The following is a 15,076-nucleotide window of genomic DNA, read 5'->3' as shown; positions in this document are numbered from 1 at the left end:
GATAGTAGGGCTCGCGCAGGTGGTTGGGCCGGTCGCATATGCGCACGTTGACAGGCACGTTTCTGCATGATCATTATGGCTTAATATCCTTGGAAACCAAGTCAGTTGGGCACCGACGGCGGACGGTGCCGGGCGCGGGGCCTTCGAGGCCTGGCGAACGGCCCATGTCTCGATGAGGTCTCAACTCATCACTACGGGGGATGCGCGCCACGGCGTGAGCTACCGGCGCACGCCGGGTGGAGGCGCTCCCCCCTCTCGATCGTGCCCTTCGGGAGCCTCCGCCTCAGGCCGCGGCGAGCGTTCATCGCGCCCGGCCATTCGCAGCGGCGGCGAATCCTCATAAGGTGAGCAGTATTGGTTGAGCAGTACCGATCTGCACGGACGGTCGAGGAGGACCTGCGGTGAGCGAGACGAGCCCCAAGCTGCGCGCCGAGCTGGACGGCATCCCCACGTACAAGCCGGGCAAGCCGGCGGCGGCCGGTGGCCCGGTGGCCTACAAGCTGTCCTCCAACGAGAACCCGTACCCGCCGCTGCCGGGCGTGATGGAGAGCGTGATGGCGGCGGCACAGAACTTCAACCGCTACCCCGACATGGCCTGCACGGGTCTGATGGACGAGCTCGCGGACCGGTTCGGGGTGCCGGTGACGCACCTGGCCACGGGCACCGGCTCGGTGGGCGTCGCGCAGTCGCTGCTCCAGTCGACCTCCGGCCCCGGCGACGAGGTGATCTACGCCTGGCGCTCCTTCGAGGCGTACCCGATCATCACGCAGATCAGCGGCGCGACCGCCGTGCAGGTGCCGCTGACCGAGGGCGAGGTGCACGACCTTGACGCCATGGCCGACGCGATCACCGACCGGACGCGGCTGATCTTCGTCTGCAACCCCAACAACCCGACCGGCACCGTAGTCCGCCGTGCGGAGCTGGAGCGGTTCCTCGACCGGGTGCCCTCCGATGTACTGGTGGTGCTGGACGAGGCGTACCGGGAGTTCATCCGCGACTCCGACGTCCCCGACGGTCTCGAGATCTACCGTGACCGCCCCAATGTCGCGGTGCTGCGCACCTTCTCCAAGGCGTACGGTCTGGCGGGCCTGCGGGTCGGCTTCGCCGTGGCCCATGAGCCGGTGGCGGCGGCACTGCGGAAGACGGCGGTCCCCTTCGGCGTCACCCAGCTCGCGCAGGAGGCGGCGGTGGCTTCCCTGCGCGCCGAGGACGAGCTGCTCGGGCGGGTCGGATCGCTGGTCTGCGAGCGGAACAGGGTGTACGAGGGCCTGGTGGAGCAGGGCTGGACGGTGCCCGAGACACAGGCGAACTTCGTCTGGCTGCGCCTCGGTGGGCGCACGCTGGACTTCGCCGCGGCCTGTGAGAAGGCCGGCGTCGTGGTCCGGCCGTTCACCGGCGAGGGCGTGCGCGTCACCATCGGCGAGTCCGAGGCGATGGACGTGTTCCTGCACACGGCGGAGACGTTCCGCAAGGGTCTGTAGGGCCCCGCGGTCGACCCCGCCGGTGGTGCCGGGCGGGGGCCTCAGTCCTGGGTGACGCACTCCACCCGGACCGGGTCGCCCGCCCTGATCCCTGCCGGCCGGCGGGGGTCGCCGTCGATCCTGCCGAGCACATTGCAGGGACCGGCGAGGCGGCATTCCTCACCGAGGGAGATCGGGGTCGGCCCGTAGGGAAGGGCGAGGGCGTCGCCGTCGGTCCAGAACGCGACGGTGCCGGGCTCCACCACTTGGCGGGCGTTCGACTCCCGAGCCACGGAGACGGGTGTCTCGAAGTAGACCTCCTCGCCCCAGGTCCGGGCCGTCGCGGAGAACGGCAGAACCCCCATGAGCGCCTTGCTCGTGGGGGTTGCGTCGATCGTGGCGGTCAGATGTCCGCCGGGCCAGGAGATCCGTATCTGCATGGGTCAAATTCAACAGTATGTTGAAGTTCTCGAGAAGGCCCCCTCAAGGGGGACCCCCCGATAGAAGGTGCGAATTTCGTGTGCGTCATAATGCTTGTGAATGTGAACGCGTTCACAAGCGGACTCTGTTTCTCCCGTAAATCGGATGGAACGGGAGGGGGTCGGCTGCCGCTGTGACCACGGCGACGTAAGGAGAGACGACGTGGACCTCGCTCTGGCGCCCGAGACCTTGGCGCGATGGCAGTTCGGCATCACCACCGTCTACCACTTCCTGTTCGTCCCCCTCACGATCTCGCTCGCCGCGCTCACCGCCGGCCTGCAGACCGCCTGGGTGCGTACGGGGAAGGAGAAGTACCTCAGGGCCACCAAGTTCTGGGGCAAGCTCTTCCTGATCAACATCGCCATGGGTGTGGTCACGGGCATCGTCCAGGAGTTCCAGTTCGGCATGAACTGGTCCGACTACTCGCGCTTCGTCGGCGACGTCTTCGGCGCCCCGCTCGCCTTCGAGGCGCTGATCGCCTTCTTCTTCGAGTCCACGTTCATCGGGCTGTGGATCTTCGGCTGGGACAAGCTGCCCCAGAAGGTCCACCTCGCCTGCATCTGGATGGTCTCCATCGGCACCGTCCTCTCCGCGTACTTCATCCTGGCGGCCAACTCCTGGATGCAGCACCCGGTCGGCTACCGGATCAACGAGGAGCGAGGACGGGCCGAGCTCACCGACTTCTGGCTGGTCCTGACGCAGAACACCGCGCTCACCCAGTTCTTCCACACCATGACGGCGGCCTTCCTGGTCGGCGGCGCGTTCATGGCCGGCGTCTCGGCCTTCCACCTGGCCCGCAGGAAGCACATTCGCGTGATGCGGACCTCCCTGCGGGTGGGCCTGGTCACCGTCGCCGCCGCCGGACTGCTGACGGCCGTCAGCGGTGACCTCCTCGGCAAGGTGATGTACGAGCAGCAGCCCATGAAGATGGCGGCCGCCGAGGCGCTGTGGGACGGGGAGGCGCCGGCGCCCTTCTCCGTCTTCGCCTACGGAGACGTGGACGAGGGGCACAACAAGGTCGCCGTGGAGATCCCCGGGCTGCTGTCCTTCCTGGCGCACAGCGACTTCGACTCGTACGTCCCCGGCATCAACGACGTCAACGAGCAACTCCAGGAGACGTACGGTCCCGGCGACTACCGCCCCAACATCCCCGTCGCCTACTGGGGCTTCCGCTGGATGATCGGCTTCGGCATGGCGTCTCTCACCATCGGAATGATCGGACTCTGGCTGACCCGGAGGAAGTTCCTGCTGCCCCCCGCCCTGCGGACCGGCGAGGACGAGGTTCCGAATCTGGTGCTCTTCAGGAACAAGGCACTCGGCCCCCGACTGGGCAAGTGGTACTGGCTGATCGCCCTGTGGACCATGGCCTTCCCCCTGATCGCCAACTCCTGGGGCTGGATCTTCACCGAGATGGGCAGGCAGCCGTGGGTCGTCTACGGCGTGCTGCGCACCCGTGACGCGGTCTCCCCCGGGGTCTCCCAGGGCGAGGTGCTCACCTCGATGGCCGTCTTCACCACGCTGTACGCGGTGCTCGCGGTGATCGAGGTCAGGTTGCTCGTGAAGTATGTCAAGGCCGGGCCGCCCGAACTCACGGAGGCCGACCTCGACCCGCCCACCAAGATCGGCGGCGACGACAGCGACGCCGACCGGCCCATGGCCTTCTCCTACTGAGGCCGCAGAGGAGCTGCTGAGGCATGGAACTCCACAACGTCTGGTTCGTACTCATCGCCGTTCTGTGGATCGGCTACTTCTTCCTGGAGGGCTTCGACTTCGGGGTCGGCGTCCTCACCAAACTGCTGGCGCGGGACCGCTCCGAACGGCGGGTGCTGATCAACACCATCGGGCCGGTCTGGGACGGCAACGAGGTGTGGCTGCTCACCGCGGGCGGGGCGACGTTCGCGGCCTTCCCCGATTGGTACGCCACGCTGTTCTCCGGGTTCTACCTCCCGCTGCTGTTCATTCTCGTCTGCCTGATCGTGCGCGGCGTCGCGTTCGAGTACCGGCACAAGCGGGCGGAAGAGCGCTGGCAGACCAACTGGGAGCACGCGATCTTCTGGACCTCGCTGCTGCCCGCCTTCCTGTGGGGCGTGGCCTTCGGCAACATCGTGCGGGGGGTGAAGATCGACGAGAACAAGGAGTACGTCGGCACGTTCTTCGATCTGCTCAACCCGTACGCGCTGCTCGGCGGACTGGTCACGCTCGCTCTCTTCACGTTCCACGGTGCTGTGTTCGCCGCGCTGAAGACGGTCGGCGACATCAGGACCCGGGCCAGGGCGCTCGCGTGGAGGCTGGGTCTGCTTACGGCTGTGCCGGCGCTTGGCTTCCTGCTGTGGACCCAGGCCGCAGGCGGCGACGGGAAGAGCCTGGTGGCGCTGGTCGTCGCGGTGCTGGCGCTGGCGGGTGCAGTCGGTGCCATCAAGGCGGGTCGTGAGGGCTGGTCGTTCGCCCTGTCCGGGGTCGCCATCGCCACCTCTGTGGCGATGCTGTTCCTCGCGCTCTTCCCGGACGTCATGCCGTCCTCGCTCGACTCCGCCTGGAGCCTCACGGTCACCAACGCCTCGTCGAGCCCGTACACCCTGAAGATCATGACGTGGCTGGCGGCCGTCGCCGCACCGCTGGTGATGCTCTATCAGGGCTGGACGTACTGGGTGTTCCGCAAGCGGATAGGCACCCAGCACATCGCCGACGCCCACTAGCGGGGGATGTTTCACGTGCAACCGATCGATCCGCGTCTGCTCCGGTACGCCCGGGCCACCCGGATCTTCCTGGCCGCGGTGGTGGTGCTCGGGCTGGCCGGCGCGGCCCTGGTCATCGCTCAGGCGATGCTCATCGCCGAGGTGGTCGTCGGGGCCTTCCGGCACGGGCTGTCCGTGTCCGGCCTGTCCACACCGCTGGTGCTGCTGGCGGCGGTGGCGGTCGGGCGGGCGGCGGTCTCCTGGCTGACCGAACTCGCCGCACATCGGGCGAGCGCCGCTGTGAAGTCGGAGCTCCGGCGACGGCTGCTGGAGCGGGCCGTCGAACTGGGGCCGGGCCGGCTGAGCGGGCGTCGCACCGGAACGCTGGTAGCGCTTGCCACCCGGGGCGTGGACGCGCTGGACGACTACTTCTCGCGGTATCTGCCGCAGCTCGGACTCGCGGTCGTGGTGCCGGTCGCGGTGCTCGCCCGGATCGTCACGGAGGACTGGATCTCGGCCGCGGTCGTCGTGCTGACCCTGCCGCTGATCCCGGTCTTCATGGTGCTCATCGGGTGGGCCACGCAGTCGCGCATGGACCGGCAGTGGCGTCTGTTGTCCCGGCTCTCCGGTCACTTTCTCGACGTGGTCGCGGGCCTGCCCACGCTGAAGGTCTTCGGACGGGCGAAGGCACAGGCGGATTCGATCCGCTCCATCACCTCGCAGTACCGGCAGGCGACACTGCGCACACTGCGGATCGCCTTCCTGTCGTCCTTCGCGCTGGAGCTGCTGTCGACCCTGTCGGTGGCTCTGGTGGCCGTCGGCATCGGCATGCGGTTGGTCCATGGTGATCTCGATCTGTACACCGGGCTGGTGATCCTGATCCTCGCGCCGGAGGCCTATCTGCCGCTCCGGCAGGTGGGGGCCCAGTTCCACGCCGCGGCGGAGGGACTCTCCGCGGCACAGGAGATCTTTGAGGTCCTCGAGACCGCTCCGCGGGAATCCGGCGGGCGTCCGGTGCCCGGCACCCTCCGGCTGGAGCTGGACAGGGTGACCGTTCGGCACAGAGGTCGTGACGAGGCGTCGTTGGACGCGGTCTCCCTGGTGGTGGAGCCCGGCGAGACGGTGGCGCTCGTCGGGGAGAGCGGGGTCGGGAAGTCCACGCTGCTGGACGTCCTGCTCGGCTTCGTGGCGCCGGCAGAGGGGCGCGTACGAGTCGACGGAACCGACCTGGCCGAGCTGGATGTGCACCGGTGGCGGGACCAGATCGCCTGGGTGCCGCAGGCTCCGTATCTCTTCGCCGGGACGATCGCGGAGAACGTACGCCTCGCGCGCCCGGACGCGGACGACGCGGCGGTACGGGAAGCACTGCGGGCGGCGGGGGCGTACGACTTCGTCGCGGCACTCCACCGAGGGACGGACACGCCGATCGGCGAGGACGGCTCGGGGCTCTCGGCCGGCCAGCGGCAACGGCTCGCGCTGGCCAGGGCGTTTCTCGCCGACCGGCCGCTGCTGCTGCTGGACGAACCGACAGCCGCGCTGGACGGAGCGACCGAGGCGGACATCGTCGAAGCGGTGGGCCGGCTGGCGCGGGGCCGGACGGTGCTGCTGGTCGTCCACCGGCCCGCCCTGCTGGCCGTCGCGGACCGCGTCGTCACGCTCGCCCGCCCGGCCGCGGCAGCGGACACCAGGCGGACCGAAGACCGCGTTACGGAGACGGCACGGACGAACCCCGGCGCGGAGGCGATACCGGAGACGGGTGCGGAGCCGGCAGCTCACCGCAGCGCTCCGGTCAGGAGCGGACAGCCGCCGCTGGCGCGGGTGCGCACCGCAGCGGGCCACCTTCGGGGCCGGCTCGGCCTGGCCCTTCTGCTTGGCAGCCTCGCCCTCGGCTCCGCCGTGGGCCTCATGGCGGTCTCCGGATGGCTGATCTCCCGGGCCTCGGAGCAGCCGCCGGTACTTCACCTGATGGTGGCCGTGACGGCCACCCGGGCGTTCGGGATCGGGCGGGCCGTCTTCCGGTACGCGGAACGCCTGGTGTCCCATGACGCCGTGCTGCGTACGCTCGCCGAGATGCGCGTCGCCGTGTACGGCCGGCTCGAACGCATCGCGCCCGCCGGCCTGGGCCGCACCCGCCGCGGCGATCTGCTCTCCCGGCTCGTCTCCGACGTGGACGCCCTCCAGGACTACTGGCTGCGCTGGATGTTGCCCGCCGGAACGGCCCTTGTCGTGGGCGCGGCGTCCGTCGGATTCACGGCCTGGCTGCTGCCGGAGGCAGGAATGGTCCTGGCCGTGGGACTGCTCGTGGCGGGAGTCGGCGGACCGCTGGCCGGCGGGGTCCTCGCCCGGCGCGCCGAACAGCAGCTCGCGCCGGCCCGCGGCGTCCTGACGACCAGGATCGTCGAACTGCTTGCAGGGACGGCGGAACTGGCCGTCGCCGGTGCGCTCCCGCGACGGCTGGCTTCGACGCGCGAGGCGGACCGGAAGCTGACGCGCATCGCCGCGCGGCAGTCCGCCGCCACGGCGCTCGGCGGCGGACTCTCCGCCCTCGTCTGCGGCCTGACGGTGGTTTGTGCCGCGCTGGTCGGTGTGCTGGCGGTGCGGGCGGGCCGTCTCGACGGTGTCAGTCTGGCAGTCGTCGTGCTCACGCCGCTCGCCGCCTTCGAAGCGGCCTCCGCGCTGCCGCTCGCCGTTCAGTACCGGCGGCGCGTCGAGCGCAGCGCCGAGCGGGTGTACGAGGTGCTCGACGCTCCCGTACCCGTGCGGGAGCCGGAGCGGCCGGCCGCTGTGCCGGACACTGCTTTCCCGCTGGAGCTGCGCGGGGTCGGCGGCCGGTACCCGGACCAGGACCGGGACGCGCTGAGCGGCTTCGACCTGACGCTGACCCCGGGGAAGCGGGTCGCGGTCGTGGGGGTCTCGGGCTCCGGAAAGTCGACGCTCGCGCAGGTGATGCTCCGGTTCCTGGACTGCGACCGGGGGACGTACACCATCGGCGGTGTGCCCGCGGCGTCGCTGGACGGTGACGCGGTGCGGCGGTTCGTCGGGCTGTGTGCCCAGGACGCCCATCTCTTCGACAGCTCCGTTCGCGAGAATCTGCGGATCGCCCGCCCGGACGCGACGCGGGAGGAGCTGCGTCGGGCTCTCGACGACGCCCGGCTGCTGGAGTGGGTCGACGGCCTCCCCGACGGTCTCGACACGCTCGTCGGTGAGCACGGCGCCCAACTGTCGGGCGGCCAGCGCCGGAGGCTGGCCCTGGCGCGGGCGCTCCTCGCCGGGTTCCCGGTCCTGGTGCTGGACGAGCCCGCCGAGCATCTCGATCTGGCGACGGCCGACGCCCTCACCGCCGACCTGCTGGCGGCGACCGAGAGCCGGGCGGCCGAGGCGCGAGCTGCCGGGCGGGGCACCGGCATGGACGCGGAGTGCGAGGCAGCGGGGCCCGCTCCCGCCACCGTGCTGATCACGCATCGCCTGCGCGGTCTGGAGGCGGTCGACGAGATCGTCGTCCTGGACGCGGGACGGGTCGTGCAGCGGGGGGCGTACGAAGAGCTCGCCGTGGTGGAGGGGCCGCTGCGGGCCATGCTGCAGCGGGAGCGGGCCGCGGACGAACTCGACGCCCGACTTTCCCCGTCGGACAGAACTATTTGATCTCGGGTCATGAACCCGTCCGAAAGCCGAGGGCCCGCTCGACGCCGCAGCCCGGGAGACGCGCGGCCACGCGGGCGTGTCGGCCGACGGCACCGCCAAGGAGACGCGCGGCTGCCCGGGCCTGTCCGCCCGGGCCTGTCCGCCGCGTCGCCGCCCGGGTGCCCCACCTTCTGGAGGCCATGCGGGGGCCGGACCCGCCGGACCGGGCGCTTCCGCCGGACCCGCCGCGCCTTCCGGTCCGAAGCCGTAGCGCGGACGGGCTTGTCCCCCGAGTTGCGGCGGTAGCTGGGCCAGGTGGCCCTACGACACCGCACCGGTCCCCGAGATCCCACCGATCCCGGGCGACGATCCGTGGATGTGCTTGAGACTCCGCGACCGGCTGCTGATCCTCCCGGTGGTCCTGTGCGCGCTTCTCGGTGCGCCGGTGCCCCCCGCCGTGGCGAACGACGCTCCGGCGCCACCTGCCGGCATCGCTGTGACACGGCTCTACGAGGACGTGGCCAAGGCCACGGAGCAGTACGAGCGTGGCAAGCGTGCGGCCGACCGGCAGCGCGCCGTCGCCGACCGTCTCCAGGACAGGCTGGCGCAGGAGCGGAAACGCCGCGGCACGATCCACGACGCCGTCGGAGCCGTCGCGCGGGAGCAGTACCGGACCGGCGGCTCGCTCGCCTTCGTCGGCCGCCTCCTGCTCGTCGACGACCCCGATGCCCTGCTGCGCGGCTTCCGCCTCGGCGCGCAGGCCGAGCAGGCGGTGAGCCGGTTGCTGGACCGGGCGCGCAAGGCCGAGCGGGAACTCGGCGCGGCAGAGGCGAAGGCCACCGCCGCCTGGCACGACCTCGCCGTACGCCACGCCCGGCTGGCGGCCGTCAAACGAGGTATCGAGTCCAAGCTCGAGGCCGCGCAGTGGGAGCTGCAGGCGGAGGCGGACCGCAGTGCGGCGGCGGGCAAGTGCGCCGGTGCGGTGCGGCCCGAGAAGCCGGCACCTCCGGCCGGCCCCGAATGGGTGGCGCCGGCTGAGCACTACACGCTCTCCGCGGGCTTCGACAGCGTGGGCGCGCTCTGGGCCCATCGGCACACGGGCCAGGACTTCGCCCTCGGTCTCGGCGCTCTGGTGCGGTCGGTCGGAGCCGGGCGGGTCGTCAGCGTCTCCTGCGGCGGCGGTTTCGGCATGCAGGTCGTCGTGGCGCACTCGGACGGCTACTACACCCAGTACGCGCACCTGGCGTCAGTCGCCGTCGACCAGGGCGAGCAGGTGCGCACCGGTCAGTGGATCGGCCAGGCGGGTACCACGGGCAACTCGACGGGGCCGCACCTGCATTTCGAGGCGCGGCTCACGCCCTATCTGGGGTCGGGGGTGGATCCGGTGGCCTGGCTGCGCGAACGCGGCGTGAATCTGTGAGCCCGGTGGCGAGCCCGGCGGCCCGGCCGCACCCCGTGCAGGCGACCGCGGCCCCGGCACGGTCCGCTTCCTCCGGGCCGGACTGACACCGTCCAGGTCAGACCTGATGCTGCTCCATGTGCCGGGCGAGGATCTGCTCGATGACCACGGCGACGCCGTCCTCGTTGTTGGCGACCGTCCGCCCGGACGCGGCCGCGATCACATCGGGATGCGCGTTGCCCATGGCGTAGGAGGTCCCTGCCCAGGTCAGCATTTCCACATCGTTGGGCATGTCACCGAACGCCACGACCTCGTCGGCGGAGATCCCGCGCTGCGCGCAGCACAGCGCGAGGGTACTTGCCTTGCTCACGCCCAGGCCGCTGACCTCCAGCAGCGCCGTCGGACTCGAGCGGGTGAACGACGCGAGCTCGCCCGCCGCGGCACGGGCCAGGGTGAGGAAGCTGTCGGGCACCAGATCGTGGTGGTGGGCGAGCAGCTTGATCACGGGGGCGCCTTCGCCCGGCCGCTCCTCGTGGAGGAGCTTCTCCGCGGTGGCGACGGTGGCGCCCGGGTCGAGATGGAAGGGCGGATAGTCCGGCTCGTAGTGGATGCCGCTGGTCAGCTCGACTGCGAACGAGGTGCCGGGTGCGGTGGTGCGCAGCGTCCGTACGACGTCCATGGCGGTCGCCCTGGGCAGATCGCGGACCTCCAGCAGCTTTCCGCCGGCGTGCAGATCGACCACCGCCGCGCCGTTGGCACAGATCGCGAGGCCGTGGCCGTGGACGTGGTCGCTGACGACGTCCATCCAGCGGGCCGGCCTGCCGGTGACGAAGAAGACCTCGATCCCGGACTCCTCCGCGGCTGCGAGCGCGGCGATCGTCCGGTCGGAGACCGACTTGTCGTCCCGCAGCAGCGTTCCGTCGAGGTCGGTGGCGATCAGCCGGGGCGTGATGAGGGGCAGGCGGTGGGGCTCGGTAGCTGAGGTCACAGATCCATTCTCCCGTACGGGTGTGCACGGGCGTGCGAGAGGGCGCACATTTGAGTGGACGGTGTCGCGGGCCGGTCGGGCACGTACGCTCGGAGGCATGCGTCTGAGCACCGTGATCCTCCCCGTCCGTCCCTGGCAGCGCGGCGGCCGCGACGAGTGGCTGCGCGCCGAACAGCTCGGTTTCCACACCGCGTACACGTACGACCACCTGTCGTGGCGAACCTTCCGCGACGGCCCCTGGTACGGCGCGGTGCCGACCCTGACGGCCGCCGGCGCGGCGACCGAGCGGCTGCGCCTCGGCACGCTGGTCACCTCAGTCAAGCCTTTTTCACCTATCCCGGCCTGACCAGGGCGGATTTCCCTGGGGCCGAGGCGTGGCCCCTTGTACTCCCCCCTCTCAGACACCGATGAGCCTGACCCGGTCACCGCACAGCCGGGCCATGTCGTCGACGTCGGACGTCAGTACGGCCACCGGACCCGGCTGGCGCAGTGCCACCTCGGCGACAGTCGCGTCGATCGCGTACTTGTGGCCGTGCAGACCTGCGGCCTTGAGCAGTTCCGCGGATGCCTTGGCTGCCGCCTCGGTCACCGGCTCGACCTTGACCCGGGACAGCACCCACCGCAGCCGGGGCATGTTCACCCGGGGGTGGCTGACTTCCACGATGGTGTTGGCTCCGATGACGTAATCGGCACCCATGGCATGGAAAACCTGGAACATCGCGAGGATCTTGCGGTCCTGCGCGATCCAGGCGGAGATCCCCTGTGAGTCCAGGACGACGGTCTCGACGTGCTCGTTCACGCCGCGCTCGCCGACCCGCTCGCGTCCATCGTCCCGAAGATCCTGGAGCGCGCCTCCGCCAGCTCCTCCTCGGTGAAGGCCCCGTGCTCCTCCTGGTGGCGCTGCAGGTCGGCACTGAGCAGTTGGTGCCGCAGCTGCCGCGCCACCGCCTCGGCGACATAACCGGAGATGTTGTCGGTGAGCTTCCTCAGTTCGGCGACCTGCTCGGTCGGCAGCGTCACCGTGATCCTTGTCGTGTCCGCCATGACGCGAGCATACCGCGATATGCGCACCCGCGGTCGTCTCGCTCGGCGTGCGTCCGAGGCCGCAGGTCGGTGCGTCGCCGGGTCGGGCCGGGAGTCTCGGGGCCGCCTGCGCGTCCTGGCCGGGATCCTCGACCGGCACCGCGGCCGGCTTCCCGCCGGAGTCCACGCCCGGACCTTCGGCCGGTGTCCCGCCCGTGGCCCCTGGTCCCATGGTGGACCGTCGGCCGCCCCTCGCAGGTCTTCCGCACCAGCTCCGTGGTCGACGCCTTGGGGCAGGCTCGCGGACGGTGCGGTGAACCTTGGCGTGTCGGCCATCACGACCGGGCGTCGGCCCCTTCGGCGTGTGGCGCGTCTCCCACATCATCGAGCCGGTCCGCAGTCGGTCGCCGACCATGCCCATCTACTGCTCGTCGTGGTGGCCCTCACATCGTCGAAGCGCACTCCGGGGATCCGGCAGAACGGTTGCCTGGCCGGGGCTTCGCCCTGGGCATCCGCCACCATCGGCGGCTCCAGGCGCACAGGGACGTCCGGCGCGCGACTGGCAGCCTTCATCTCCTTGTCGGCAACTTGCAGCGCTGTGTCCGTCGGGCAGGAGCGACCGGAGCCGCTCAGGAAGTGGCGAGCCAGACACGCTGCTCCTCCTCCCCCTGGTACGAGATCGCTCGTCACGCCCGACCAGCGTCGGGGCAACCACTGCGTCCGGCCGTGGCCTGCATGAAGTGCGTGAACACCGTCGTGGCATCTGGAACCGCATCGCCGACGAGCGCCTCGTTGACGTTGCCGTAGAACACCGTGGGCTTGTCCTTGCACATGGCCCGCCGCAAACCCTTGTCCACTCCCTCGGGCAGCCCGTCGAACAGGGCTGTCATCCGCGGGGACGAGACCATCGCGTACTGCGCCATCGGAACCTCGGGGCTGTTCCTGGGGCTCTTCGCCACGGAACACGTCTGGAGTTTCCCTGCGACCGCACCCACCTGCCAGTAGTACAGAAACTCGCGGCCGAAAGCGAAGCGCATTCCGGAATTACGGCAGACGTCGAAACCCTCCTGGGCCACATCCGTCGCTCCGTCCACGACCACAAGCGGCGATTCCGCGAGCAACGGCTCGTCCGGCTCGCAGTCCGCTTCTTCCATGCCCACGTCGGCGGCTTCCAACAATAGCTCGGTGACCTGATGCGGCGAGCCGATCGGAAAGGGGGTGGCTGACTCTTCGCCCTGGTCACGCATCCAACTCGCGCTGCGGATCGTCACCACGGAGGGCCTTCCGTCGACGTCACACGCCTCCGGCAGGACCAACAGCCCCCTGTCCCGCGTCACGACACCCTCCAGGCCGTCGGGCAACGGCGAGGCGGAACCATCGAGGTAGGGGGCCATCCACGCGCGACGGTCCTCGGCCCCCGCAGGAACGGGGCCGATCGCCAGCGAGACGCGCTCTTCGACCTCAACCGACCCCCCGCTCAGATCTAGCGGCGAGGTGATGGTCACGTCGCAGGTCGCCAGCTCCGTCGCACCGGCCGACGGCGGTTTAGACCGCGTGCTCTGCCGCCGGGACCCCGGCTCGTCAACCGCGTCCTCGCTCAGGAAGAGCGGGCCGCTGTTCTCGTACCACGCCCCCCAGCAGTGGCGGGCACGGAACGGCCAGCCGCGCGTGGACCACAGTCCCGCGCCGGCGGCGAGCATGATCGCGATCACCGTCCAGACCAATATCCGGCCCCGTCTGTCGGCCCTGGCGCTGCTGTCGGCTTCCGTATGGCTGTTGTCGCCACCCATGGGAGTTCCCCCTCGCGAACGGGCTTCGCTGTTCGAGCAAACCCACCGATGGTACGACTCCGCCCCGGCACGAACCCGTACGGGGCGGAGCACCGCGTGCGACCACCCCGGCGGACGACGCCACCCGGCCATCACGGCGGAGCAGACCGAAGCCTTCCGCGTCCAGCAGCGCGACGAAGCCGCCCGGCTCGGTCGCGAACGCCGAAAGGCGCCCGCCGGGCCCGCCGCGAACTCGCGCCGATGAGCGGCGGTTGTTCGTCGGGACTTCTTCGCACGGGCGCTCAGCGCCGTACGGCACCGAGCAGCTCACCCGGCCTCAACCGGCCCAGTGGCGGTACGCCTCGATCCACTCCGCCCCCTCGGGCGCCGGACTGGGCAACGGCAGTTCCAGGACGCCGATCGGCTGCCGGACGCGGTCACGAGAGCACAGGGCGACGATCCTGCCGTCGGGCGTGAGGTCGACGCCGCGCACAGTTACCTCGACGCCGAGAACCGCGGTGGTGAAGGGCAGGTCGAGGTACTCCTCAAGCATGGTGAACAGACCGGTGAGCTGCTCGTCCTCGTTGCCGGCGTCGACAGTCGCCTCTTCGATCATGGCCTCGAGTTCGGCCCTACCCAGCGTGCCCATGACGCCACCGTAGCGGCCCCATCGCGACGTCGGCGTGGCTTCCCGAATCTGCTCCGTCGGCGTATCCGTGGCAGCGGGGAAGCCCGCGTATCGTCGGGGTCATGCGACTGAGCACGGTGATCCTCCCCATCCACCGGTGGGTCGAAGGACAGAAGATCTGGCGGCGGGCCGAAGAACTCGGTTTCCACACCGCGTACACGTACGACCACCTCTCCTGGCGGACCTTCCGGGACGAGCCGTGGTTCGGCGCGGTCCCCACTCTCACAGCCGCAGCAACCGTGACACACAGTATGCGTTTGGGTACGCTCGTGACGTCCCCCAACTTCCGGCACCCGGTGACCCTGGCCAAGGAGCTGATCTCCCTTGACGACATCTCGGGCGGGCGGATCACGCTGGGCATCGGTGCGGGCGGTGTGGGTTTCGACGCCACGGCGCTCGGCCAGGAGGCATGGACACCACGGGAACGCGCCGACCGGTTCGCCGAGTTCGTGCCGCTGCTCGACCGGCTGCTGACCGAGGACTCGGTGACGCAGGAAGGCGCCTTCTACTCGGCGGTGGAGGCGCGCAACATCCCCGGGTGCGTGCAGCGGCCACGTCTGCCGTTCGCGGTCGCCGCGACCGGCCCGCGCGGGCTGAAGCTCGCGGCCCGGTACGGGCAGGCCTGGGTGACCACCGGCGACCCGAAGCTCTTCGAGACGGGCACCCCCGAACAGTCCCGCGACGCCATTCGAGGGCAGATCGACAAACTCGCCAAGGCGTGCGCAGACATCGGCAGGAACGTCGGCGAACTGGACAAGATCCTGCTCACCGGCTTCACGCCGGACCGCGGCCGGCCGCTCGAGTCGCTGGACGCGTTCGTGGACTTCGCGGGCAGGCACTTCGAACTCGGCTTCACCGAGATCGCGGTCCACGCCCCCATCCCCGACTCCGACTTCGCGGCCGATCAGGCGGTCTTCGAGCAGATCGCGACCGAGGGCCTGGCCCAGCTCGTCGGCTGAGGCCCCCCGTGGGG

General features: G+C 70.3%; 12 protein-coding genes and 1 pseudogene. 7 read left to right on the top strand and 6 right to left on the bottom strand.

Translation table 11 applies throughout. From position 1 onward, the window contains the following. The first annotated feature begins 401 nt into the window (after positions 1 to 401). Positions 402 to 1,481 carry a histidinol-phosphate transaminase gene (hisC, locus tag ACZ4SA_RS02165; protein WP_468268780.1) on the top strand — a complete coding sequence of 360 codons (1,080 nt, stop codon included), beginning with the start codon at positions 402 to 404 and terminating at the stop codon, positions 1,479 to 1,481. 41 nt (positions 1,482 to 1,522) lie between these two features. Here the strand turns inward: hisC and ACZ4SA_RS02160 are convergent, their stop codons facing one another. After that, positions 1,523 to 1,900 carry a cyclophilin-like fold protein gene (locus ACZ4SA_RS02160; protein WP_468268777.1) on the bottom strand — a complete coding sequence of 126 codons (378 nt, stop codon included), beginning with the start codon at positions 1,898 to 1,900 and terminating at the stop codon, positions 1,523 to 1,525. A gap of 202 nt (positions 1,901 to 2,102) precedes the next feature. On the opposite strand from ACZ4SA_RS02160, the gene ACZ4SA_RS02155 reads away from it, so the two are divergent. From ACZ4SA_RS02155 to ACZ4SA_RS02140, 4 genes are all read left to right on the top strand, one after another. Beyond that, the gene (locus tag ACZ4SA_RS02155) at positions 2,103 to 3,611 is read left to right on the top strand and encodes a cytochrome ubiquinol oxidase subunit I (protein WP_468268774.1); all 1,509 of its coding nucleotides are present in this window, start codon (positions 2,103 to 2,105) and stop codon (positions 3,609 to 3,611) included. 23 nt (positions 3,612 to 3,634) lie between these two features. After that, the gene (gene cydB / locus ACZ4SA_RS02150) at positions 3,635 to 4,636 is read left to right on the top strand and encodes a cytochrome d ubiquinol oxidase subunit II (RefSeq protein ID WP_468268771.1); all 1,002 of its coding nucleotides are present in this window, start codon (positions 3,635 to 3,637) and stop codon (positions 4,634 to 4,636) included. A 6-nt stretch (positions 4,637 to 4,642) separates the two neighbouring features. Next, positions 4,643 to 8,257, top strand: a complete 3,615-nt coding sequence (gene cydD / locus ACZ4SA_RS02145; RefSeq protein ID WP_468268768.1) for a thiol reductant ABC exporter subunit CydD — start codon at positions 4,643 to 4,645, stop codon at positions 8,255 to 8,257. A 355-nt stretch (positions 8,258 to 8,612) separates the two neighbouring features. Next, positions 8,613 to 9,656 carry a M23 family metallopeptidase gene (locus tag ACZ4SA_RS02140; protein WP_468268765.1) on the top strand — a complete coding sequence of 348 codons (1,044 nt, stop codon included), beginning with the start codon at positions 8,613 to 8,615 and terminating at the stop codon, positions 9,654 to 9,656. Between the two features lie 97 nt (positions 9,657 to 9,753). On the opposite strand, the gene ACZ4SA_RS02135 is transcribed toward ACZ4SA_RS02140, so the two are convergent. Further along, positions 9,754 to 10,623, bottom strand: a complete 870-nt coding sequence (locus tag ACZ4SA_RS02135; protein WP_468268762.1) for a Cof-type HAD-IIB family hydrolase — start codon at positions 10,621 to 10,623, stop codon at positions 9,754 to 9,756. 97 nt (positions 10,624 to 10,720) lie between these two features. Between ACZ4SA_RS02135 and ACZ4SA_RS02130 the strand changes: the two are divergent. After that, a pseudogene (locus ACZ4SA_RS02130) lies at positions 10,721 to 10,939 on the top strand (LLM class flavin-dependent oxidoreductase); the annotation flags it as partial. An 81-nt stretch (positions 10,940 to 11,020) separates the two neighbouring features. Here ACZ4SA_RS02130 and ACZ4SA_RS02125 read toward each other — a convergent pair. The 4 genes from ACZ4SA_RS02125 to ACZ4SA_RS02110 all read right to left on the bottom strand — a co-directional run bounded on the left by ACZ4SA_RS02125 (position 11,021) and on the right by ACZ4SA_RS02110 (position 14,064). Continuing rightward, positions 11,021 to 11,422, bottom strand: a complete 402-nt coding sequence (locus ACZ4SA_RS02125) for a DNA-binding protein (RefSeq protein ID WP_468268759.1) — start codon at positions 11,420 to 11,422, stop codon at positions 11,021 to 11,023. Then, complete coding sequence (locus ACZ4SA_RS02120) at positions 11,419 to 11,667, bottom strand: type II toxin-antitoxin system CcdA family antitoxin (protein WP_468268756.1); 249 nt, start codon at positions 11,665 to 11,667, stop codon at positions 11,419 to 11,421. Before ACZ4SA_RS02120 ends, ACZ4SA_RS02125 begins: the two co-directional genes overlap by 4 nt. 665 nt (positions 11,668 to 12,332) lie before the next feature. Continuing rightward, complete coding sequence (locus ACZ4SA_RS02115) at positions 12,333 to 13,436, bottom strand: hypothetical protein (protein WP_468268753.1); 1,104 nt, start codon at positions 13,434 to 13,436, stop codon at positions 12,333 to 12,335. Positions 13,437 to 13,752: 316 nt separating this feature from the next. Then, a complete protein-coding gene (locus ACZ4SA_RS02110; protein ID WP_468268750.1) occupies positions 13,753 to 14,064 on the bottom strand; it encodes a hypothetical protein in 312 nt (103 codons plus the stop codon). Between the two features lie 101 nt (positions 14,065 to 14,165). Between ACZ4SA_RS02110 and ACZ4SA_RS02105 the strand changes: the two genes are divergently transcribed. Further along, a complete protein-coding gene (locus tag ACZ4SA_RS02105) occupies positions 14,166 to 15,062 on the top strand; it encodes an LLM class flavin-dependent oxidoreductase (protein WP_468268747.1) in 897 nt (298 codons plus the stop codon). Positions 15,063 to 15,076: the final 14 nt, after the last annotated feature.

The sequence above is a fragment of the Streptomyces sp. NPDC027962 genome (assembly GCF_055566095.1).
The sequence above is the reverse complement of the archived record's forward strand: the minus strand, read 5'-3'. Positions and strand labels throughout refer to the sequence as shown.